A 23,261-nucleotide genomic window follows, 5' to 3' on the forward strand; every position below is an offset into this window, starting at 1 on the left:
ATTCAAAGAAAAATGGGGGTTCAGGGCCTAAGGCCCCGAGCGGTTTCAGGCGGCAGCCTGCACGGATTGAACCAACTGTCGTGTACTGTGATGTGACGCAGGCACGCTGGCCTAACCTTTTGACCTGTCGCAGTGATACCGCGCAAAACCGGAACCACTTTTTCGCACAACGCTCTAGTTGATCGCGCTCAGGCCGCCGTCTCTCAAGCGTTCACGGTAGGCGGACATGAACGACTTGAAGTTTTCAGCCTGTTTGATGCGGTCTGCAACGGTACGGTAATCGATCACCCCGGAAACCGGCGGGGTGGTGATCAGCGTAAAGGCATCCTTGTACGGAGTTTGCGCCATCGCCGTGCCATAACGAACCCGCAAATCGGCGACTGCCCGTTCATCCTGCGACAGGGTGAGGGCGGTTCCCAGATCAAGGATCAAACGGGCGTCCTCTTCCGTCATACCTGTGGCTTGCTCGGGTGGCGGAACAACCTTGGCAAGCGCTGCGGCGGCGGCTTTCCAGTTGCCGGATTTCCATTCGATTTCAGCCCGCAGCAGGTCGGCGTTCCGGCTGTCGTCACCTTCCAGCAGGATCACGGCATCTTCCGGGCGGCCAACGTCGGCAAGGGCGCGGGCCAGCAACTGCTGCCGCTGCCGTTCCAATCCGGGAGAGGTTTCGGGTGATTTGCTCTGCAGCAGGGCTTCGACGGCTTTGTCGGGTTGATGATCGAGCAGATAGACCAAGCCAAGACGAGCGCCAACCTTGGCCCGTTCTGCACCCCCGAGGCGATATTTGACCTGACGTTCCAGCAGGGCGGCGGCCTGTTGCAGCAAATCGACGGAAACCAGACGATCGGCCAGGCGACGGATCATTTCGTCGCCCTTTTCCCCGGTCGGGGTCAATTCCCGGAATTCATCGTACAGGGCAATGGCACGCAACGGCGGCATCGAATCGGCCAGGCCACCGTAATACAACTGGTCAAAGGTCTCGCGCATCCGGTTCATTGCCAGTTCGGCACCGGGCTGCTTGTCGAAATAGGTGGCGGCCTGCTGCCAGACGCGCAGGGCCTTGCCATATTCCTTTTCGTCGCTGTAAAGGTCGCCCAGTCGCATCAGCAGGCCGAGTTCAAAAGGCCCCCCACGCCAGGCAAAGCGCAGGCGTTCCAGTCCCTTGATCAGGTTCGGGCGGTCAAGCTGTTCCATGCGGGACAGCAGTTCCAGCCGGTCCCGGGTGGCCAGGGCACGATAATAGCGGTCAGAACTGTCTTCCAGCGTGCCCCACTTTTCGACGGCGCCTTCGTAATTCCCCGACATCTCGGCCTGCTTGCCGTTGATGTAGGTGATGGCAGCCTTTTCATGCGGGGTATTGTCTTCGGCCTCGGCGGCGGCAAGGAAGGTGTTGGTGGCCTGATCGTCACCGGTCTGCATCACGATCTGCGCAGCCTGCAGGGCCAGCGGAACCTTGATGGCGCGCGGATAGCCGTTCAGGACGCCCCCGAAATCGCGCACGGTCTGTGCCTGGAGTTCGGGTTGCCCCAGTTCGGCCTGAGCCAGTGCCCGCCAGAAGGCAGCCTCCTCGACCCCGGCCAGGCTCGGGTGGCTGAAGTCATCCACAGCTTCGGCCCAGCGGCCCATCATGAAGCTGGCAGCACCGTGCAGGGCCTTGAACGCGCCACTGTTGGGCAGGTCCTGGCTGTCAGCGGCAATGGTATCGAGAATGCCAAGGGCTTCGGCTTCATAGCCGTGCGCGAAGTAAAAGCGTGCCAGTTCCAGTCGGGCCGGGTTGCGGCGGTTGGCCGGAGCGATACCGACGGCAGCCTGCAGAACCTGTTTGTTTTTGATGAAATCTTCGCTGGGACCATGCATCCACGAGCCGATATCCAGCACGCGGGTCAGGTCGGTGCTGGCCCCGATCGATGAAGTGGCCTGAATTTGGGCCAGATCGGTCGAGAAGGTCAGGCCACCCTGTGCGGTGACATCAACGCCATTCCGGCTGGTGTTGACCATCACCTTGTCGTTTTGTGGTTCGACGACAATCCCCTGAATGGTCGCGGGTAAGGTTGCGTCAGGATAGGAATGCGGCGGATAGACGCCGCTGCCGAGCGCGAGCAGGGGGACGGTGATGAAACGGTCGCCCACTTCGGGGTCCTGCAGCACCAGCGGTTTGGCGGCGTCGCTGACCGGCATGAACAGGCGCGGCCCCACCGGGCTCTTGGGTTGCGGCGAGATTTCGACCGGATGTGTCGGGCGGTAGGGCTGGCGCATGAAATCGACCACCCACAGCAGGCCTTCGCGACGGACCGAAGCATTATAGCCAGGCTCGATCAGCATGCGGACGACGGTCGCCGAGCGGCTGGGGAGTTGTTCGATGAACTGAACCACCGAACCACCCAGCTTTTTCTGCAGCTTCATGTCGACATTCTGATGGCGGTCAAAGACCACCCAGTAGTATCCCGCCCGTTCAAATACCGCGGCAGCGGTCGGTTCGTTCCACGGGAACGACAGGCTGGCAACAACCGAGCGCACGCCGGGAGCTGCCGCAGTATCGGCCGTGTCATCCTTGCCTGCTGTGGCCGGGGTCGCGCCAGTCGGGGCTGTGGTGGAACCTGTCTGCGCGGTCAGGCCGGCCGGGGGCTGGATGCTGTCCTTCAGGGCCTTGTCGAGGGCGGTCGCAGCCGCACCCTTGTCTGTTTTGGTATCAGCAGGCTTGGTGCTGGCTGCAGCCTTGTCCTTGGCGTTGCTGGCCGAGGCCGGGGAAACGTCATCATCACCCTGGGGCAGGGCGGCCAGTTGCTGTGGCGCCGGAGACTCTTCGGCGGCCTTGGCAGCCTGTTCCGCCGAGACCAGCACGTCCACGACCACTTTCGGGCCGTTGGTAAAATGGCGAACCCGCCCACCTTCGGGGATTGGCAGGACAATCGACAGCCCGGAGGCGGTCGCATCGACAGTAAATGTCTTCAGGGATGGTGGCAGGGAATTGCGCAGGGCATCGGTGTTGATGGAAGCCGGTTTGTCGAACACGATCTGCGCCTGAGAGCCACTGGTATTGACCTTGTAGGCGACGGTTTTCGGCCAGTCAAAGACCAGCCGCTGGAAATCGTTGTGGCTGCCAACACGCACGGGCAACTGCGGCCCGCTCTGGGTGGGCTTCGCCTCGGTTTTGGTGGTGGTATCGGCTTTTGTCGCGGGGTCGGCCTTGGTATCCGGAGTCGCGTCAGGCTTGGCTGGTTTCAGATCGACCACCACCGACTGTCCCGATAGAAAAGCCGTGGCCGCATAGTCGCCCTTCAGGGCGAACGTCAGGCTTTTCCGGTCCTCGGACAGCGTCACGCCGCTGACGTATGTCCCCAACGGTTTGAGGACGGTTTTCGGGTCGCCGTCAAAGGGGCGGTTAAAGCGAACGATCAGCGATCGCCCCTGAACTTCAGCGGTATGGGTGACGTTTTCGTTCCAGTCAAAGACCATTCGGGCGAAATTGTCATGAGTTGCCGCGCGAATGCCCGCCGCGCCTGCACCGTTCGGCAGCAGGACGACAAGCCACAGCGCGCACAGCGCTCCGATAAGGGAAACCAAAGACCGCATTCTCACCCCTTGGCCTCCGGCAATAACAAAAGCCCAATCATCGATGCCGCAGGTGCGGTAGGGGTACCATGACTCGCCCCCTCTTGCCCATAGATGATGCGCACATTGCGCGATATTCCCGCATCATATCCGGCATTTCGCAGGAAGGCTGCCCAGACTTCGGTCTGGACCAGCGCCTGTTCCCAAACCGAGTGCTCGATGATGGCAGAGGGCGATGGCGGGATCAGCATGCTTTCGATCATGATCTGATTCGGCAGACGGTCCAGCACGCGTACCAGCGCCTGAATGGCCGAGCCCTGTGGGTTAAGGCTGAGGGACGGAGGAAAGCCAAGGCGCAGATGGTCATTTTCTTCCTCAACCGTAATACCGGCCAGAGCAGGTTCCTGTTGCTGCGCCGCCGCCAGCAGGTTGCGGACATAGCGGACGTCTTCACCCGGGTCGCTGCTCTGTGATGACAGAAGGGTCGAGGTCGGGGGAAGCGGGGCGCTGTGGGGAAGGATGGTGACCTGACCGGATTGCAGGCCATTCAGCAATGATTTCCAGTTTTTCTCTTCCGGTGCGGTGGTGGCAAAGACCAGCACGAAAAACGTTAACAGCAAGGTCGACAGATCGGCCAGTGTCCACATCCATGATGCGGACAGGCCGGATGAGTGCGTCGTCTGTTCATTCGTCTGGTCAAGGCCCGTGAAGAATGTGGCTTGCCCGATGCGGTCATCACCCTGCGTGATCACTTTGCCTTGCCTCCCTCAGCCGGCGCTGCACCCGTTGTCTTGTCGCCCCCAGCTTCGCTGCCCGTTCCGTGCTGCAAAGGTTTTGCCGTCCCCGACGGTTCCCGATCGATGGCCGTGAAGGTCATTCTGACCGTCTCGGCCTTTCCGCTGACCGCCCCGATGGCAAAGGTTGCCGCGGGGCTGTTCCGTTCCATCATGGCCACCGCCAGCGTTGCGGCTCGCGATCTGGCCATCGGTTCAATCCGTTCCTCTATTTTGCTTGAATCGTAATTGGTTCCAACAACTATTTCTACCTTGAACGTAACTCCGGGTGGAGCGTTGATCAGCAAGGCAGCCAAACCATCAATAAATTTGTTGCGGGCTGGACGCAAATCCGCGGTTGAGGGGAGGAACAGCAACTCGGACGGGATGTTTGCAACCAGAGTGCTGCCATAAGTATTTTGGCGCAATTTCGGCGAGGGGAGTTCTTTGGTGAGCAGCTCGGTAATTTGCTGCTGATAAAGCTCGACCGGGGTTAGCGTCAGCTCCTGCTTCAGACTGGAAAGATCCGGTGGGCTGGCAGGCGCGAGAAGAAACGTCTTGCGCAACGAGTCCAGCACAGCGGCTTTTCGCTGTTGGTCAGCCTTTGAAATCGAGATCAGAACAACAAAAAAAACCAGCAAAACCAAGGCCAATGCCACCATAAGGGTCGCAGAGCCGTGGGTGCTGTAATGGGTGCCCTGCTGTCGTGACAGGCGTTGATAGAGGGGAGAGGGCAAGGCCGACTCCGGTGCCTCTGTCGGCCCCGGCGGCCCTAAGGGGGGGGCAGGAGTAATTTCTGTCGTCGGCGGGGGGGATTCTGACTGGGGAAGAGGCAGGGCCTCCGGGGGCCCGGTTTCTTCGGGACGAGGGGATGGCGCTGCAGGTGATGAGTCTGCTGGTAGCTGGACCGGGGCTGGTACAAAGTCAAAAGGATCTTCATCGACCGGAAGAGGCAGGTCGAGTTCTTCCCGGTCAGAGAGGGGGGAATGATGATCCCGATGCTGCTCATGAGGACCGTTGACCGGGGAGCGCATCTCTTATCCTCTTGGAGTATCGTGCGAAAACAACGGACCGACATCTATCGAGGGGGCAGTACGGCCAACCGCAAGGAGTCAGGGTCAAAGCTCACAGCTCTAGTCGAAACTTTTGAGCAGGGCGTCGATGTCGTCCTGCCCCATGGCATCCCCATTGGCCTGAGGGCCGTTCAGCAGGCTGCTGTCATCGGGACGATCCCCAACGGCCTGAGACTGCGTGCGGCCAAAATTTCCGGCCTGCTGCAGGTTCAGGGCCTCTTGACTGGTGGATTCGTTGGTGATCAGTGCTGCGGCACGCAGACCACCTTTGGGGGCAAAGGCCGCCACAAGGGCATCAACCCGGACCTCGATGCTTTTCAGCATGCGGACCACCTTGGTGATGCGTTGACCGGTGATGTCCTGAAACGAGCAGGCCTCGTAAATCGCCGTCACCGCATTCTGCAGGGTTTCGGCATCTTCGGGGGTGGCTCTCTGGATGACGTCTTCGATCATCTCGGTGACATCCATGATGGCACCGGTCGCCTGCTCGGTCGCCTGCACGATGGCATCAAGCTCATCGGCGGCCGTTGGCAAGAATTCTTCACGGATGTCCGTGGGGTTGATGGCGACGATTTCTGCCCGTGCGGAACGGATGAAATCTGCCAGGCCTTCAACTTCGTTGTAAAGGTGCAGGTCGTCTGCCTGCAGATCTCCCTCCAGGGAGCCAATCAAGGCTTGCACCACATCGGCGACAGCCTCAACGGACATTTCAACGGTTTCCTGCCGAGACACCAAGGCGGTCAAACGCTCGTCAAAACCATCAAGGAGGGGATTTGTATGCAACGGGCGGCGGCCATCTTCAGCACGGGTCATTTGTGATGCCATGGCTCGCCCCCATTTCAAGAACACACCCTGTTGGGCAGGGTGTGACTGCTGGCAATGGGGAGTGATCGGTGTCATCCCCCCTCTGCGCAACAGAGTGTGCGATCAGAAATCGCCCAGCACGCTGACCATCTTGGCCTTCAACGTTTCTGCGTTGAACGGCTTCACGATGTAGTTGGAAACGCCAGCTTCCTTGGCAGCGATCACGTTTTCCGACTTCGATTCAGCGGTAACCATGATGAAGGGCAGAGCCTTCAGCTTGGCATCGGCACGGACTTCACGCAGAAGCTGAAGGCCGGTCATCGGTTCCATGTTCCAGTCAGAGATCACCAAGCCATACTGGGTCCCAGAACGCAGCTGCTGGAGGGCAGAGCTGCCATCCGTCGCTTCGTCGATGTTATTGAAACCGAGTTGCCTCAGCAGGTTGCGGATGATGCGCAGCATCGTCTTGTAATCATCCACAATCAGAACGCGCATGTTCTTATCGACAGCCATCTGTCACTCCGTTCACGACAACCCTTAAAGCAGTCCCGGCTTTTGCGAAAGCGCGAAGCCGCTGTTGTTCTAAAGGACTAGGGGCACCAAGCGCAACCCTTTTAAGAAAAATAGGTATACCTCGAACCGATCGGTCTTTGGAATACCCTATATCCGCTTCAATTCCGTTTCTCACCATATCGGGGGAAGACGCGGAGAAAATCAGCAGATGTTTATAAAGGCATAGCACATACCTTTATATCCACCACCTTCTTTTTACGGCCAGTCTGTTAAAAAGGCCCTAAGGAAGATGACTTCTTTTTGCCACGTGAAAACGATCGTTCTCGCGGGACGGTCCTTGTCAGGGGGGAACTATTGTTCTGGAAACCCTTTAAAGGCGAGATAGTTAGCCACCATTCGTTCCGTCAGGCAAGGGGATTGCGCGACGCCGGCTCATTTCTTCGGTGACCTGGCGAGCCTTTTCGGCAGTCATCGATGCAAGGATCGGCGCCGACTTGGCTTCCTTCATGTTTTCGAGCACGGTGATCAGGATCGGCATGTCCAGCTCGTCAAAAATCCGGGCCGCATCCTTGGGTTTCATGGTGGCGTAAATTTTGACCAGCTGGGCGACCTTTTCCTGTTCCTGCTGATCGTGTTCTTTCAGCAGTCCGGTGATCGTGTTCTGCAACTGTTGCAGTTCGCCAATCTTGCGGTCGATTCGGCCTTCTGCGGCCTTCAGGAGGGCTTCCCGCTGGGAAAGCTCCTGCGATCGGCTTTCGATGACCTCACGGCGCTCCGCCAGCTTTTGCAGCAGTTCGATTTCAGACTGGGTGAAGTTGACCGGATCACGCAACGGATCGGCTGCTGCTGCTGCGGCGGCGCTGCCCAGCGGGGTGTTGCCCCCTTGCGGGGTCGCCGCTAAATTCTGGCCGGATGCTGGTGCCGGTGTTGCCTGCGCCAGTTGCTCGCCGGCCTTTTTGGGGTCCGCTTCGGCGATCTGCGGGTCTTTCGAGCCGTTCAGCGGAACCTGAACCCGGGTAACAGACGGTGCAGGGCGTCCGCCGACCCCGGCGGTCTCGCCTTCGGCCTGCGCTGTTGACGGGGCAATGGTAAGACCGCCGGAGAAGACCTGAGTGTAATCCTGCCACAGCCCGCCAAGGCGGACCGACAGTGTCAGTACGGCGATCAAGATCACCGCAGGCAGAAGGCGCAGCCGGGATGTCCGCAGCGTGACCGTCCCCGCCGACGAGGCGGAGGTCTTCTGCGACGTCGGGGCGGCCTTGGGGGCGGATGCTCTTTTAGCCATTACCGTTTAATCCTTTATCGTCAGCGCGCCGAACGCAGGGCGCGCAGCAATTCCCGTTCGGCTTCGGACCGGTCATCATCATCCTTGGCTGCAATCGGAGCCGGGGCTGCGGTGACCGGAGGAGGCCGGGGTGCCGACCGTGCAGGGGCGGCGGTCGGTGCCGGGGTGGGTACAGGCTTATTCTGCGCCTCTTCTGCTAAAGCATTTCCTAACACCTGGCCCGGACGTGTCACCCGTGACGGGCTGACCGGGGCCGGACGGTCTGATGGGCGCGTCCCGGAGGCGGTGCGGGTCGGGGGACGTTCACGGGGTTCGCTGTCTGCCGGTCGTTCTCCCAGAGGGCGCTCCCCAAGGGGGCGCTCCCCAAGGGGGCGCTCCCCAAGAGTCCGCTCGGGGCTGGTGCCCTGCGGAGCCCTGGCGGGGCGGGGCGGCGGCAGGGCAGCCATCGGATCGCGGGTGCGGCGGGGTTCCAGCGGAGCGCTGAAGTCCTGCCCGGCCTGTTCGGCCAGAATCCGTTCCGCCAGAGCATGCTCCGGCGGCAGGTCATCGGCGGGCAGGGCAGGTCGCGGACGGTCGCTGAGGCGGGGTTCCTGCGGGGGTGAACGGTCAACGGGTGGGCGGCGCGGGCGGTCTTCACCGCCGAGGATGCCACCCCGTTCTTCCACCATCTTTTCCAGAGCGGCACGGTCAATACCCATCCGCTCGGTACCCATTCTGTCGCTGCCGGGACGCTCGCGGTCACCCAGTACCCGTTCGGCCCGCTCGGCGGCTTCGGCAACGCTTTCGATGTCCAGTCCGTGGGGGCTGGGCATGCTGCGCGCCGGGGGCATGCGGGTGTTTTCGGTGCGGACATCCCGGACCATGCCTTCCAGCCGGCCCGCCATGCCTTCCGCCCGTTCGATCATGAAGGCCAGATCATCGCGCAGCAACTGCGCCCGTTCGACTTTTTCCTGCAGGGCGCGGCTGGCGTCCTCGGATGTCTTGCGCAGGCGGGGAATGCCGCTTTCAGCCCGGACGGTTGCTTCGTTGAAAGCCGCAATCAGGCGCGCCAGCTCCTCGCGGTTGCGGCGCAGCACAGACAGGCGGTTGTTCAGGATAACGGCAAAAATGATGGTTGGAACCAGCAGGACGACGACCACCAGATCCAGGATCATTGCAAAGGTCATGATCAGCCCCTTTGCCGTTTGATTTTGCGGTCAACGCGAATGGCGATGTGGTTGCCCTTGCGGCCCATCTGCCCGCCAAACATCGGGACGTCACCGCACCGCAGTTCAATCGGCGAATTCGGAGTCGCGTTCAGCATGATCCGGGAGCCGACCTGCAGGTTGAGGATTTCGCGCAGGGGCATGGTCTGCTCGTCAAGGACCGCTTCCATTTCGACGTGGGTGTACCACATCTCTTCGGCCAGGTGGGTTTCCCAGATGGAGTCACGACCGAACTTTTCCCCCATGAACATCTGCAGCAACAGCTCGCGGACGGGTTCAAGGGTTGCGTAGGGCAGCAGGAGTTCCAGCCGGCCGCCACGGTCTTCCATGTCAATCCGCAGCTTGGCAACGATGGCCGCGTTGCTGGGGCGCGAAATGGTGGCAAAGCGCGGGTTGGTTTCCAGACGGTCGAAGCGGAACGTCACCGGTGACAGTGGATCAAAGGCGGCTGACAGGTCAGCCAGCACCACATGGATCATCCGTTCGACCAGATTGCGTTCGATGGTGGTGTAGGGGCGACCTTCGACGCGCATTGCTGCGGTGCCACGCCGCCCGCCCAGCAACACGTCCACGATGGAATAGATCATCGCAGAGTCGACGGTCATCAGGCCATAGTTGTCCCATTCCTCGGCCTTGAACACCGTCAGCATGGCGGGCAGGGGGATCGAGTTCAGGTAATCGCCAAAGCGCAGGGACAGGATGTTGTCGAGGGAGACTTCGACGTTGTCCGAGGTAAAGTTGCGCAGAGAGGTCGACATCATGCGGACGAGGCGGTCAAAGACCACTTCGAGCATTGGCAGGCGTTCATAAGACACCAGTGCCGAGTTCAGGATCGCCTGAATGCCGGTTTTGTCGGAGCGTTCGTCTTCGGAGTCGTCAAAGCCCAGCAGGCTGTCGATTTCGTCCTGATTCAGGACGCGGGTACTTTCGCGCCCTGAACCGCTGCTGGACGAACCGCTGTCGCCGCCGCCGAGATCGCCGCCGTCAGAACCAAGCATGGCCTCCCATTCAGCGGCCATCGCATCGGCGTCGTCATCGTCTCCGCCGCCATCACCGTTACCGGCCATGGCTTCCCACTCGCGCATAAGGGCTTCTTCGTCCTCAGCTGTGCGGGGCGGTTCATCGGCTGGCGTCATCTCGTTCGTCCTTACTCTGTGCTGTGCTGATCATGGTCCCCGGCGGTTCCGGGTTACTGGATCAGCATGTCCTTGAACAGAACGTCATTCACTTTTGCCGGGCGGACAGCCTGATTGACGCGCACCAGCAATTCTTCACGCAGGCGATAAACGCCCGCAGCCCCTTGCAGGTCTTCGAGCCGCAGCTCGCGCAGGTAGACCTGGAAGTTGTCAATGATGCGCGGCATTACCGATTCCACCGTCGGGGTGTCTGCGGGGGATGCCAGTTCCAGACTGACGCGGATTTTCAGGAACGTGCGCTTGCGGCCCTGGGTGTTCAGGTCCACCAGCATTTCCGGCAGATCGTAAAAGACCGCTGCCTGCACCGTCCCCGGAGCGCCACCGCCTCCGTGGGCTTCCCCGCCAGCCGGAGCTGCGGCTTCATCCTTCTTGCCACCCCCCAGCAGAGGGTCTGCCAGACCTGCGAAATAGGCCCCGGCCAAAGCGCCGATAACCAGCAGGACGGCCAGAATGACGATCAGCAAAAGTTTTTTTCGCTTGCCGCCACCACCGGATTCGCCTTCGCCTTCGCCTTCTTCGTACTCGTCGTCCAGATCATCCGCCATGGATTTGCTCGGCCTCTAATTTAACCAGATACAGTCAGACTGATACCACGGACGGCGCAGAAAACCATCCGGCAGACAGGGTGAGCGGCAAACGCGCAGGCAGAAAATCCCTGTGGTGGTGCGCGCGTTAACCATACCTTAGCCTGATGCCTATAGCATCACTGTAGCCGCCGAACGTTAACAATGGGTTGAAGCCCCGCCACCGACCCGGCAAATTCTGCCGCCCCGGTCGTGAAAAGGGTTCCATCACGTTAGCGTCCCAGCGTCAACCTTTGATGTCAGTCTGTTGTTTTACAGAGTGTTTGCCAGATGGTGTCAAACCGGCGTATCGTTATGCTGGTGCCTTTTGTGGCTCTCTGCTCTGCTGTCTGAAGTGTGTGCCTGGTGGCAGGCCTTGCGGTAAACGGAAACTTCGCCATGGAAAATACAAGCTATGTCGCCCTTTCCCGGCAAACGTCCCTGTGGCGTGAGCTGGAAGTGGTTGCGAACAACTTGGCCAACGTGAATACCCCCGGTTATCGCGGGCGGGATGTCGTATTCACGGACTATATGGTCAAAACGCGCAACGATGATTCGGTTTTTCAGGAACAGGTGAACTTTGTGCAGGATTACGGCACCGCCGAGGACCTGACGCAAGGTGCCCTGAAGCAAACCGGCAACCCGATGGATCTGGCGCTGGAAAACAAGGGCTATTTTGCCGTCGAAGGCCCGGACGGGGAAAAATACACCCGCGCTGGCCGTTTCATGATGGATGCCGATGGCAAGGTGGTTGATTCCAATGGTGACGCCCTGCTGACCGATGCCGGGACGCCACTGTTCATCGCCCCCAACGAAAGCCAGTTCATGGTCGCCCGTGATGGCACGGTTTCGACCGAAAACGGCGTGATCGGCAAGCTGAAGATCGTTGAGTTCAAGGACGAACAGGCTTTGCGGAACGTCGGTGCCAACAAGTACGATGCCCTGCCGGGGCAGGATGCGACCCCGGTGGAAATTCCGCAGGTTGCCCAGGGCTCGATCGAAGAGTCCAATGTGAACGGCGTGGTCGAAATCACCAAATTGATCGATTTGCAGCGATCTTATGGACACGTTAACCAAATGCTGGAAAAAGAGAACGAGCGCACCGGTAAGACCATGGACGTCTGGTCCAGGCAGGTCTGACCTGTGCCAGACAGGTTTTGCCTGTGAAGGTGTTTTTCGGTTCGGCCAAACGTGCTATTGCGATGCGGTCGGTCCACTGAAACCGTTTTTTGACCCTGACCGTCGTGTAGGCGACGTGCCTCGTCGAGACCAGCGATCTGCGCGTTATTCGGCTGGATCGCCCGTACAAGGATAACAACGATGCGTTCGCTTTCTATCGGCGCTACCGGGATGCTTGCCCAGCAGACCAACGTGGAAGTCATCTCGAACAACATCGCCAACATGAACACGACCGCCTATGCCAAACGGCGCGCCGAGTTCAATGACCTGCTGTATCAAAACATCCGTCGTCCGGGCGCGCAGTCTTCGGACACCGGGACCATCGTGCCGGCTGGCATCCAGCTCGGGCTGGGGGTGAAAACCGCTTCGGTCTACCGCATCACCACCCAGGGCAGCCTGAGCAGCACCGACAATACGCTGGATGTGGCCGTGCAGGGCAAGGGTTACTTTCAGGTGACCCTGCCGTCCGGCGAGACGGCCTATACCCGTGACGGGTCGTTCCAGTTGTCGTCCACCGGTGAACTGGTGACCAACGATGGTTACACTGTGCAGCCGGGGATCACCATTCCGACCGATGCAACGACGGTGACCATCAACGCCTCAGGTGAAGTGCTGGTGAAGCTGGACGGACAGACTGCCGAGCAGAATGTCGGCCAGTTGCAGCTGGCGACCTTTGCCAACGAAGCCGGTCTTTCCGCCGTCGGGAACAACCTGCTGATGGAAACGGCGGCGTCTGGCGCTCCGGTGGTGTCTACCCCGTCCCAGCCGGGTTTTGGCAGCCTGCTGCAGGGCTATCTGGAAACCTCGAACGTGGACGTGGTGTCGGAAATCACTGAACTGATTTCTGCCCAGCGTGCTTACGAAATGAACTCCAAGGTTATTCAGACCTCGGATGAAATGATGTCGCAGGTTAACCAGATCAAGTAATTACCCTGATAGAACAGCCGTCGGCTCTTCTGCCGTAGCAGCCGACGGCAGGAGACCTGATGATGCCCCTGTCCGCCTTCCGTCTGGCACAGCGCCGTTACAGCGCCCTGTTCCTGTTCGCCGTGTGCGTTGGGGGTATGGTCGTTGCGGGGGTGCGTGGTGCCGACGCCCAGGGCAGCGGGAATGGTTCGTCCCTGGGAAGCGTGCCGCGCGCCTTGACCACGACGCCGTCGGCGTTGTCAGGCATCGGGCCGATGGTTGCCTTGCGCCATCACATTACCATCGAAGGCGAGGTTGTCTATTTGCATGACCTGTTCGATGGCGTTCCGCCCGAGCGGGACAGGCAAATTTTGCGGGCCCCTGAACTGGGAAAGACGGTGACGCTGGACATGGCGTTTCTGACCCGGCTGGCACAGAACGAAAACCTGAACTGGACGCCGTTGTCGCAGTCCGAACAGGCGACTCTGACGCGGGCTTCGGGGCAGATCCACAGCGACGAGATCATGGCGGCGATCAGTCAGTCGTTGATCCAGCGTGGTATGCCGACGACCGCCGAGATCGATGTGTCACCGCCGTTGACCACCATTCCGATTCCGGCAGGCGTGACGCCTGCCATCGAAGTTTACGAGGTTGCTTATAACCGGGCAGATGGCCGCTTTACGGTGCGGGTCGATGTCCGGGCTGCACAGATGGCACCGACGCATTTGTCCCTGACCGGAATGGCTTATGATACGATTGATGTTCCGGTGCTGCAAAATACCGTGTCGCGTGGGCAGGTGATTGAGGCGAAAGACGTCGGGTTCATGCGGCAACGGATTGGGGCTTTGCAGGGCAGTGACGTGATTACCGATTTCGATCAGGTCATCGGCAAGGCGGCCCGCCGCGTCATGCGCCCCGGAGAGGCCTTTCGGGACCGGGACATCGAGCGTCCATCGCTGGTAACCAAGGGCAGTCTGGTGACGATGGTTTTGCGGACGCCGCTGATGCAGTTGACGGCACAGGGGCGTGCGATGCAGGACGGTGCTGTTGGTGACGTGATCAAGGTGCAAAACCCGCGCTCGGGTAAAACCGTTCTCGGAACCGTTATCGAAGCGCGGACCGTCGAGGTCGATCCGGCCCAGTCGGCCGCGTTGCAATAAATGGCCTGACGGCCGGGACCAGTCTGCATTAATGTGACGCATGCACACTGGTCCAACTTTTTGTTCTGTCGCATTGTTTTTGCGAAAACCGGTTTCCACTTTTCGCACAATGCTGGTTGCTTTTGTTTTGTCGCATTGTTTTTGCGAAAACCGGTTCCCACTTTTCGCACAATGCTCTAGGAATTCAGGCTGTGACTGGCCGAGGAGACTCTGATGACTACCCTGCGCTCTGACCTGTTGCACCGCTTTCTCTCTCTGGCAGGGGTGTTTGCTCTGGGGGCCAGCCTGTCGGCGTGTGGTAGTACCATGGAACGCTTGTCCGAAGTCGGTAGTGGTCCACGCCTGTCCGAGGTCCAGAACCCGACCCAGAAACGTGATTATCAGCCGGTCAGCATGCCGATGCCTGCGCCCGAGGTGGCCTATAACAACGCCAACAGCCTGTGGCGTCCCGGTTCGCGCGCGTTCTTCAAGGACCAGCGGGCGGCAACCGTCGGCGATATTCTGACGGTGGTGGTAGATATCCAGAGTGAAAAGGCCGAGTTGGACAACGCGTCATCGCGCAGCCGTGCCGGGGCCGAAAATCTTGGGATACCCACTTTGGCCGGTCTGGAAAGTTCGGTAAACAACATCCTGCCGAACAGCGTTGATCCGTCCAAGCTGGCTTCGGTGGACAGCAGCTCCAGCTCCAGCGGGACCGGGAAGATCAAACGCGAAGAAAGCATCAACATCCGTCTGGCGGCGGTGGTGCTGCAGGTGCTGCCGAATGGCAATCTGGTGGTGGCCGGACGTCAGGAAGTACGGGTGAACTTTGAACTGCGCGAATTGAGCGTTACCGGGGTGATTCGTCCGCAGGATATCCGTTCTGACAACACCATTGACTGGGACAAGATTGCCGAGGCCCGCATCAGTTATGGTGGGCGTGGGACGATTTCCGATGTGCAGCAGCCCCGCTATGGGCAGCAGATTTTCGACATTATTTTCCCGTTCTGATCCGGTGAAGATGGCTGTAATAAAAAGGCGCTGCGAGACTGCAGCGCCTTTTTATTTGGGGCGGAACCTCGCCGGGACATCGCCCCTGAGCAGTTCAGCGCAGAATGTTTTCGATGCGATTGTAGAGCATCACATCCCCCGTGACGGGGATAGGTATCGGTACACTTTCTCCCGGCCAGCCGACGTATCGCTTCAACTCATACAAAGCCATCTCGCTCCGGGCATTAGAGGGAGGCTCCACCGTACTGCCCAGCAGGCGGTCATGGCTGGCTAGCCACTGCTCGCTCAACTGAACATCATGTTCCAGCGATTGGCGCAGCGTTTCCAGAATAACGCCCTGTTTCTCAAACAGGTCAATCTTCTCATCCAGTTGAATAGCCGTCTTGGCATAGGCCTTGGGCAAGCCCTGTGACGTCCCGTCCACAGCCAAAGCGCAGCGTGTTTGCCCGACCTGTTTTTCCAGTTGCAGCAGAACGGCTTCTATCTGATTCAGGCTTTGCGTCAGGGTCTTGCGATTTTGGCGCAGATGAACCAGCACGTTTTCCTCGCACACGCGCTGAGACAACCGCAGCAAGGCCTTTTGCTCGCCTTTCTGCATGTCGATACGGCCTTGCCGGGCACCTACCAGAATTTCGACAGCTTCGCTGATCAGTTTCTGGCTGCGGACATCGGCTTCCGCCAGCGTCTTTGCCACCTCGCCAGAAACAATCTTTCCACGGGCATGCCCCTTTCGGGCCAAAGCCATAATCGCTTCCAGACCGTCAAGCTGCCCGACCAGCCGTCGATGCCGTTGCCGTGAGCGGGTAATTCCTGAGGCTCTCACCCAAGGGAACAGAGTCATTGGTCGCCCCTGCACCACCAATCACAGCGTTTATGCCGTGATATCCTCCCAATCGTGAGGCGAATAGTCTCAGAAATACCTATCCTTTGCAATTGTTCTTCTAGTTTTGTGGCAGTAATGACATTTATGGTTGTGCAATTGCAGCATCATCAATAATCAATTGGGCTTCGGATCGCCCCTGCCAACTATCCAGTCGTAGAGTACCCGCCAAATGAAGCGTACTCCCCTGCGTGTTCAGCAGCAGCATCCCCAAATCGGAATCAACGCACTTGAAGGCAATCGCCTTCAACCGCCCACCACGCGCACCGGTCACGAAGCAGCGGACGTGCCCCTGACCAACGATATCGGCGCGGGCAATCCGGGCGTGGGGGATCACAAAGCGCGGCTCTTCGTTGCCAGCCCCATAAGGGCCCACCCGCCCCAGCATCTCCAGCAGGTCTGCGCTGGCCCCTTGCACATCCACCACACCATCAACTTCCAGCATCGGGGAAATCCCTCCGCCCGCCAGTTGATCCCGTAACCGCTCGGTCAGAAAGGCGCGCAGATCAGGCAGCCGGTCTGCCGCCAGACTGAATCCTGCCGCCATCGCATGGCCCCCGCCAGCCTGCAAAATGCCAGCCTCGCGGGCGGCGATCACCGCCCGCCCCAGATCCAGCCCCGGTACCGACCGCCCCGAGCCTTTCGCCAGCCCGCCATCCAGCGCCACCACGCAGCACGGCACGTTGTAGCGTTCCTTCAGGCGACCGGCGACGATCCCGATCACCCCCGGATGCCAGCTTTCCCCGGCCACCAGCAACAACGGATCGTCCGCGGTCAGGGCAGCCCCTTCGGCCTGCTCGATGGCCTGGAACAGAACGTCGGCCTCGACCTGCTGGCGTTCCTGATTGTATTCGTGCAGGCGCAAGGCCATTCCGACCGCTTCCTGCGGGTCGTCACAGGTCAGCAGACGAGCCCCCAGACCACATTCCCCCACACGTCCACCGGCATTCACCCGTGGTCCCAGCACATAGCCCAGATGATAAGCATCGACCCGTTCCTTCACCCCGGCCACATCGGCCAGCGCCACCAGTCCGGGGTTCCGCCGCGCCGCCATCACCTTGATGCCCTGCGCCACCAGCGCCCGGTTTACCCCGACCAGTGGCACCACGTCACAGACGGTCCCCAGCGCCACGATGTCGAGCAGGCTCATCAGGTCGGGGGCGGCACAGCGTCCCTGATACCAGCCAGCAGCTTTCAGAGTCCGGTTCAGCGCCACAATCAACAGGAACGTCACCCCGACCGCCGCCATGTGCTTGTGCGGGCTGGGGTCGTCCAGTCGTTTCGGATTGACTACCGCACAGGCCACTGGCAAGGCCGGTTCGGCTTCGTGGTGATCAATGACGATCACGTCCAGCCCGCAATCTGCCGCCACCTGCAACGGAGCAAAAGCGGTGATGCCGCAATCCACGGTCACCACCACCGCCATTCCCTGCGACCGCAAGGTTTGCAGGGCGGGCGCATTCGGGCCATAGCCTTCGGCCAGGCGGTCCGGGATATAGATTACTGGCTCAACCCCGACCGCGGTCAGAAAGCGCGCCAGCAGGGCCGAGGATGTAGCACCATCGACGTCATAGTCGCCAAAAATGGCGATCTTTTCACCGTCACGGATGGCCGAACACAGACGCTCCACCGCCTTGTCCATGTCTTTCAGGTGCGACGGGTCCGGCAACTGGTCGCGCAGGGTCGGGTTCAGAAAGGCCTCGGCCTGATCCAGTCCAACGCCTCGCGCTGACAATACCCGCGCCACCACATCGGGAATCCCCAACCGTTGGCGCATCGCCGCCACCTGCCGATCATCGGTCTGTCGCAAAACCCACCGACGTCCTTGCGCCGAGTGGTCAACACCAAGATAGGAGTCAGGTTGAACGGTCACGATCACGATCCTCATTGAAACACGACCGCGAGACTATAGAGCAGTCAGCGCAAAAATGGGTCCGCTTTTGCGCATCGTCCCTGTCCCAAAGCAAAAGCGCGAGAAGCTTCCTCCTCGCGCTTTGCCCGATCACATTAAAACGCCGGAAAACCCTCAGGCATCCACCGGCTCGAAGCCGGTCTTGCGGTCAAAGTTGTGGCTGGCGGTCACCCACCGCACCGTACCGGACTTGGATCGCATCACCAGCGTTTCAGTCTTCGCCCCGTTGTGCCAGCGGCGGACGCCCTTCAGCATCGCGCCGTCGGTGACGCCGGTCGCAGCGAACATCACGTCGCCCGAGGCCAGTTCCAGCAGGGTATACTTCTTCGACAGGTCGCTGATGCCCCACCGCTTGGCGCGGGCGCGTTCGTCGTCGTTGCGGAACAGCAGACGCCCCTGCATCTGGCCGCCAATGCAGCGCAGGGCGGCGGCGGCAAGCACACCTTCCGGCGCACCGCCAGAACCGATGTACATGTCTACACCGGCACCGTGTTCACCCATGGCGGTGGCGATCACGCCCGACACGTCACCATCAGGGATCAACATGATGCGCGACCCGGCTTCGCGCACGCGGGCAATCAGTTCTTCGTGGCGCGGGCGGTTCAGGATGCACACCAGCAGGTCCTGTACTTCGGCTTTTTTGGCCTTCGCCAGCGACTTCAGGTTCTGCTCGACCGAATTGTCCAGATCAACCACACCCTCGGGCAGACCACCACCGACGGCGATCTTGTCCATGTAAACGTCCGGCGCATTCAGGAAGCCGCCGTGTTCGGCGCAAGCCACCACCGCCAGCGCATTCGGGCCACCGGTGGCGCAAATGGTGGTGCCTTCCAGCGGGTCAAGGGCGATATCGACCTTCGGGCCAACGCCGGTCCCGACCTTTTCGCCGATGTACAGCATCGGGGCTTCGTCGCGCTCGCCTTCGCCGATCACCACCGTGCCGTCGATCGAAATCGAGTTCAAGGCCCGGCGCATGGCATCCACCGCTGCCTGATCCGCCGCCTTTTCATCGCCCTTGCCAAGCCAGCGCGACGCGGCCAGCGCCGCTGCTTCGGTCACGCGGGCCATTTCCAGGGCCAGGTTGCGTTCAAGCTGAGTGCTGATTTCAGCCGCAGCAGTACGGTTCGACATGGTTCTGTTTCCTCTGCCAGATCTGCAGGATGGTCTCCGCATGGAGCCTGTCAGTCCATCGGGCCGACAGAAAAGCATACCCCCGGCCTGCGTGTCCATCGTGAACACCGCAAAAACCGGGGGTCTGTTTTTATCCTGCACTTCCCATTTGTTGGGATCAGTTTTACAGCGATTCTATGCGGATGACACGCGGCGGCTCGACCACCGCCGGCAGGGCGGCGATGTTTTCCAGTGCCTTGCGCAGCGACGATTCTCGCGTTTCGTGCAGGGTCATCACCACCGGCACCACTTCCGCCGGAGCGCGACCGCGTTGCAGGATGGCCTCCATCGACACTTCGGCCTTGCGCAGGGCATCGGCGATATCGGCAAACACCCCCGGCTCGTCACGCACCATCAGGCGGATGTAGTATTCGCCAACGTGCTGCTCCATCGACCAGTCCGACAGCTCGGCCAACTGGCCCGCCGGGACGCCGAAGGTAAAGGCACTGGCGCGGCCCGCCGCAATGTCCAGCACATCCGCCGCCACCGCCGACGCGGTTGGGCCAGCACCGGCCCCACGCCCGACAGCCACCGAACGGCCGACAAAATCGCCCTCGATCACCACCGCATTGAACACGTCGTCAACGGTCGCCACCGGAGCCGTCACCGGCACCATGCACGGATGCACGCGCTGTTCGATACCGTGATCGGTCTGGCGGGCAATGCCCAGCAACTTGATGCGATAGCCCAGTTCTTCGGCGAACTGGATATCGACCGCCGAGATGTGGCGGATGCCTTCGATATGCACCTTGGACAGATCGACTTTGGTCCCGAACGCAAGACTGGCGAGGATCGACAGCTTGTGCGCGGCATCGATGCCTTCAACGTCAAAGGTCGGATCGGCCTCGGCATAGCCCAGAGCCTGGGCATCGGCCAGCACGTCGGCAAAGTCGCGCCCGGTGGCCCGCATCACGGTCAGGATGTAGTTGCAGGTGCCGTTCAGGATCCCGCACACACTCTTGATGTGGTTGCCAGCCAGACCTTCGCGCAGGGTCTTGATCACCGGAATGCCACCGGCAACGGCGGCTTCATAGGCCAGCACCACGCCCTTGGCTTCGGCCGCAGCGGCCAGCGCCGGGCCGTGGTTCGACAGCAGGGCCTTGTTGGCAGTCACCACGTGGCAGCCACGGGCAATCGCCGTTTCCACCACCTCTTTGGCGGCTCCTTCCGAGCCGCCAATCAGTTCACACACCACATCGGCATCGGCGTCGCGCGCCATCACCACCGGGTCGTCGTACCAGGTGAGGGCCGACAAGTCCACGCCGCGATCCTTGTCGCGCGAGCGGGCCGAGACGGCGGTCACCACCACCGGACGGCCACAGCGGAGCGCAATCAGGTCGGCCTGTTCCTGCAACAGACGGACGGTGGCAGCACCGACCGTCCCCAAACCAGCGACGGCTACTTTCAGCGGATCACTCACTTCAACACCACCCGTTGTTTTTCGGCATCTTCGAGAACCTTGTCGTAGTTCTGCAAAAAGCCCTTGATGTTACGCACAGCCTGACGAATGCGATGCTTGTTTTCGACCAGACCGATACGGACGTGATCGTCTCCCTGCTCGCCAAAGCCCAACCCCGGAGCAACCGCCACCTTGGCTTCGCGCATCAGCAGCTTGGAGAATTCGACCGAGCCCAGATGCTGGAAGGCGGGCGGGATCGGCGCCCAGGCAAACATCGACGCCGGTGGCGGCGGAACCATCCAGCCAGCCTGATGCAGACCTTCGATCAGTACATCGCGGCGCTCCTTATAGACCAGCCGGGTCTGTTCGACGCAATCCTGCGGCCCGTTCAGGGCGGCGGTTGCCGCCACCTGCACCGGCGTAAAGGCACCGTAATCGAGGTAGCTCTTCACCCGCGACAGCGCCGAGATCAGCTTGCGGTTCCCGGCAGCAAAGCCGATACGCCAGCCCGCCATGTTATAGGTCTTGGACATCGACGAGAATTCGACCGCCACGTCCTTGGCACCGGGAATTTGCAGGATCGACGGCGGCGGCACGTCGTCAAAATAGATTTCCGAATAGGCGATGTCGGACAGCACAAAGATTTCATGCCGACGGCAGAAGTCGACCACTTCCTTGTAAAAGGCCAGATCAGCCACCATCGCCGTCGGGTTCGACGGGAAGTTGACGATCACCGCCACCGGCTTGGGGACCGAGTGGCGCACGCCACGGTCCATCGCCCGCAGGAAGTCTTCGTTCGGCGTGGCCGGAATCGAGCGCACCGAACCACCGGCAATGATGAAGCCAAAGGCGTGGATCGGATAACTGGGATTCGGGGCCAGCACAATGTCGCCCGGGCTGGTGATGGCCTGCGCCAGATTGGCAAGGCCTTCCTTCGAGCCCAGGGTGACGATGATTTCGCTTTCCGGGTCCAGATTGACGTTAAAGCGACGTTCGTAATAGCCCGACATCGCCTTGCGCAGGCCGGGGATGCCCTTGGACATCGAATAGCCGTGGGCGCGCGGGTTCCGCGCTGCTTCACACAGCTTGTCGACGATGTGCTGCGGGGTCGGTTGATCGGGGTTGCCCATGCCCAGATCAATAATGTCTTCGCCCGCGGCGCGCGCACGCGCCTTCATGGCGTTCACTTCCGCAAAGACGTAAGGGGGCAAGCGCTTAATGCGATGAAATTCCTGTTCCATGATGAACCTGACTGGCAAATGCCATCGTAGAGTGTTGCATGGTTACCCCGCTGGCGGGCGGAGTGCGATATTGGGGATGTGCAGGGTCACTGCCATCAATAATCGAGGAACACCTCGGTCCGGCGGTTGGCGGCTTCGCCGGTGGGCATGACTTCCTGATACATCGGCTCGTTGTCTGCGACTGCGCCGACATACAGGCTCGACCGCGGAGCACCCATCTCGATCAGGGCGTTCATGACCGCACGGGCGCGTTGCTGCGACACCCGCAGGTTGGCCATGTCATGGTGATCCCACGACATGTCACCGGTGCGCGAAGATGCATGACCGACAACCCGCAGCATGCCGTTATGCTGCTTTTGCAGCGCGACCACCTGTCGCAGGATGGCCCGGTCGCGGGCCGACAGACTGGCGGCACCGTTGCCGAACTGGATGGTGGCCACCTGCGTCGATACGGCGGTTCCGGCGCTGTTGTAGGCTTCCAGCGGATAGGGGCCGGAGCCGGTCATGCTGAGACCCATCGCCAGACCACCGACATTGGCCGCCGACCCGGAGGCCCCAGCCGGAGCATGGCCGTTGGACTGCACCGTCACCTTGCCGTTGCCATTCACCACCGTGGTGGTGTCATCGGCTTCGCCGGTCGGCGGCACGTATTCCGGCACCGGGCTGGCAACGGGTTCGGGCGCGGCAACCGGTGCGGCCATCGCCTGCGGCGCGGGAGCAGGCTCTGGCTCGGGCTCGGGCTGCGGCACGGGCGGAGCCACCGGAGCCGGAGCTTCGGCCACCTGCGGCGCAGCCTCGACCACCGGTTCGGGGGCCGGAGCAGCAGTCTGACTGACCACCGGAGCAGGCGTTTCCTGCACCACCGGTTCGGCGGCCACCTGCGGCGTGGCAACCGATGTTACCGTCGGGGCTGACTGGTTGGGCAGTTCGTTCAATGCGTACTGCTGGCTGGGCATCCGGCGGGTGCTGGTACCGTTGCTGTAGGCCGGGGGCTGGGCAACGCCGTTCAGGCCATCCGGGCTGGGGGTACCGGTTTCGCTTTCACTGCTGCCATCACTGCCAAACACGGAATCCCAGCTGTCCTGCATCGTCGAGCAGGCGCTGAGCGACAACAAGGCCACCGCAACCAGACTGCCCATCCGCAGAGCACGGGTGCGCCCGCCCGTCAGGGCGGCGGTCCTAGCTCGCATCGCCTCCGGGGTGCTGGCTGCTGCCGCAACGGTCTCCGGAATGTGCCGGGACGCGTGCTCAGACACCTTTTGGGGCAGGCGAATAGGAAACATGGTGTTTGGCCTCGTTTGCCGATAAGAGAAAAGCGCAACAGGGTCGCTGCATGTGCGACCTTGCCATAAGTCAGGCCCCATAAAATACATGAGGCGTGTTACCATTCCATGATTTATTTCCACAGGAATGCGTAAACTCGTTCCCTGTGCCAGATAATCAGGGTATCACCCAAGACA

General features: G+C 60.8%; 19 protein-coding genes. 4 read left to right on the forward strand and 15 right to left on the reverse strand.

Annotated features, from left to right (window positions below; genetic code table 11):
- Window positions 1-174: 174 nt before the first annotated feature.
- The 9 genes from BW995_RS01015 to BW995_RS01055 form a co-directional block, all read right to left on the reverse strand.
- Window positions 175-3,573, reverse strand: coding sequence for a tetratricopeptide repeat protein (locus BW995_RS01015; RefSeq protein ID WP_076398135.1), 3,399 nt, complete (start codon window positions 3,571-3,573; stop codon window positions 175-177).
- Window positions 3,574-3,575: 2 nt separating this feature from the next.
- Window positions 3,576-4,304: a flagellar motor protein MotB gene (locus BW995_RS01020; protein WP_076398137.1), complete on the reverse strand. Its 729-nt coding sequence runs from the start codon at window positions 4,302-4,304 to the stop codon at window positions 3,576-3,578.
- Entirely contained in the window at window positions 4,301-5,062 is a 762-nt protein-coding gene (locus BW995_RS20355; RefSeq protein WP_175616949.1) for a flagellar motor protein MotB, read from the reverse strand. The genes BW995_RS01020 and BW995_RS20355 overlap by 4 nt, the downstream gene beginning before the upstream one ends.
- A gap of 396 nt (window positions 5,063-5,458) precedes the next feature.
- Window positions 5,459-6,223 carry a protein phosphatase CheZ gene (locus BW995_RS01030; protein WP_245821198.1) on the reverse strand — a complete coding sequence of 255 codons (765 nt, stop codon included), beginning with the start codon at window positions 6,221-6,223 and terminating at the stop codon, window positions 5,459-5,461.
- 102 nt (window positions 6,224-6,325) lie between these two features.
- On the reverse strand, window positions 6,326-6,715 hold the full coding sequence (locus BW995_RS01035; protein ID WP_076398140.1) for a response regulator: 390 nt from the start codon (window positions 6,713-6,715) through the stop codon (window positions 6,326-6,328).
- A 385-nt stretch (window positions 6,716-7,100) separates the two neighbouring features.
- The gene (locus BW995_RS01040; RefSeq protein WP_084194480.1) at window positions 7,101-8,000 is read right to left on the reverse strand and encodes a MotE family protein; all 900 of its coding nucleotides are present in this window, start codon (window positions 7,998-8,000) and stop codon (window positions 7,101-7,103) included.
- Between the two features lie 20 nt (window positions 8,001-8,020).
- Window positions 8,021-9,166 carry a DUF6468 domain-containing protein gene (locus BW995_RS20695; protein WP_076398142.1) on the reverse strand — a complete coding sequence of 382 codons (1,146 nt, stop codon included), beginning with the start codon at window positions 9,164-9,166 and terminating at the stop codon, window positions 8,021-8,023.
- Between the two features lie 2 nt (window positions 9,167-9,168).
- Window positions 9,169-10,341: a flagellar motor switch protein FliM gene (fliM, locus tag BW995_RS01050; protein WP_076398143.1), complete on the reverse strand. Its 1,173-nt coding sequence runs from the start codon at window positions 10,339-10,341 to the stop codon at window positions 9,169-9,171.
- Between the two features lie 53 nt (window positions 10,342-10,394).
- Window positions 10,395-10,946, reverse strand: coding sequence for a flagellar basal body-associated FliL family protein (locus tag BW995_RS01055; protein ID WP_076398145.1), 552 nt, complete (start codon window positions 10,944-10,946; stop codon window positions 10,395-10,397).
- A 417-nt stretch (window positions 10,947-11,363) separates the two neighbouring features.
- On the opposite strand from BW995_RS01055, the gene flgF reads away from it, so the two are divergent.
- The 4 genes from flgF (at window position 11,364) to flgH (ending at window position 15,199) form a co-directional block, all read left to right on the forward strand.
- Window positions 11,364-12,104: a flagellar basal-body rod protein FlgF gene (gene flgF, locus BW995_RS01060; RefSeq protein WP_076398146.1), complete on the forward strand. Its 741-nt coding sequence runs from the start codon at window positions 11,364-11,366 to the stop codon at window positions 12,102-12,104.
- 180 nt (window positions 12,105-12,284) lie between these two features.
- Window positions 12,285-13,070, forward strand: a complete 786-nt coding sequence (gene flgG, locus BW995_RS01065; RefSeq protein WP_076398148.1) for a flagellar basal-body rod protein FlgG — start codon at window positions 12,285-12,287, stop codon at window positions 13,068-13,070.
- Between the two features lie 59 nt (window positions 13,071-13,129).
- Complete coding sequence (gene flgA / locus BW995_RS01070) at window positions 13,130-14,209, forward strand: flagellar basal body P-ring formation chaperone FlgA (protein WP_076398149.1); 1,080 nt, start codon at window positions 13,130-13,132, stop codon at window positions 14,207-14,209.
- 222 nt (window positions 14,210-14,431) lie between these two features.
- Window positions 14,432-15,199, forward strand: a complete 768-nt coding sequence (gene flgH / locus BW995_RS01075) for a flagellar basal body L-ring protein FlgH (RefSeq protein WP_380220434.1) — start codon at window positions 14,432-14,434, stop codon at window positions 15,197-15,199.
- Window positions 15,200-15,293: 94 nt separating this feature from the next.
- Here flgH and BW995_RS01080 read toward each other — a convergent pair whose 3' ends face one another.
- The 6 genes from BW995_RS01080 to BW995_RS01105 form a co-directional block, all read right to left on the reverse strand.
- On the reverse strand, window positions 15,294-16,040 hold the full coding sequence (locus BW995_RS01080; RefSeq protein WP_139332708.1) for a hypothetical protein: 747 nt from the start codon (window positions 16,038-16,040) through the stop codon (window positions 15,294-15,296).
- Window positions 16,041-16,164: 124 nt separating this feature from the next.
- On the reverse strand, window positions 16,165-17,967 hold the full coding sequence (gene recJ, locus BW995_RS01085; RefSeq protein WP_076398155.1) for a single-stranded-DNA-specific exonuclease RecJ: 1,803 nt from the start codon (window positions 17,965-17,967) through the stop codon (window positions 16,165-16,167).
- Window positions 17,968-18,105: 138 nt separating this feature from the next.
- Window positions 18,106-19,122, reverse strand: a complete 1,017-nt coding sequence (glpX, locus tag BW995_RS01090; RefSeq protein ID WP_076398156.1) for a class II fructose-bisphosphatase — start codon at window positions 19,120-19,122, stop codon at window positions 18,106-18,108.
- Between the two features lie 163 nt (window positions 19,123-19,285).
- Entirely contained in the window at window positions 19,286-20,581 is a 1,296-nt protein-coding gene (locus BW995_RS01095) for a homoserine dehydrogenase (RefSeq protein WP_076398158.1), read from the reverse strand.
- Window positions 20,578-21,801 (reverse strand): LL-diaminopimelate aminotransferase, encoded by a 1,224-nt coding sequence (locus tag BW995_RS01100; RefSeq protein ID WP_076398159.1) that lies wholly within the window; start codon window positions 21,799-21,801, stop codon window positions 20,578-20,580. Before BW995_RS01100 ends, BW995_RS01095 begins: the two co-directional genes overlap by 4 nt.
- Window positions 21,802-21,896: 95 nt before the next feature.
- Window positions 21,897-22,991 (reverse strand): OmpA family protein, encoded by a 1,095-nt coding sequence (locus BW995_RS01105; protein WP_139332709.1) that lies wholly within the window; start codon window positions 22,989-22,991, stop codon window positions 21,897-21,899.
- Window positions 22,992-23,261: the final 270 nt, after the last annotated feature.

Origin of the sequence: Insolitispirillum peregrinum, from assembly GCF_900156605.1 — a bacterium.
Classification (GTDB): domain Bacteria; phylum Pseudomonadota; class Alphaproteobacteria; order Rhodospirillales; family Rhodospirillaceae; genus Insolitispirillum; species Insolitispirillum peregrinum.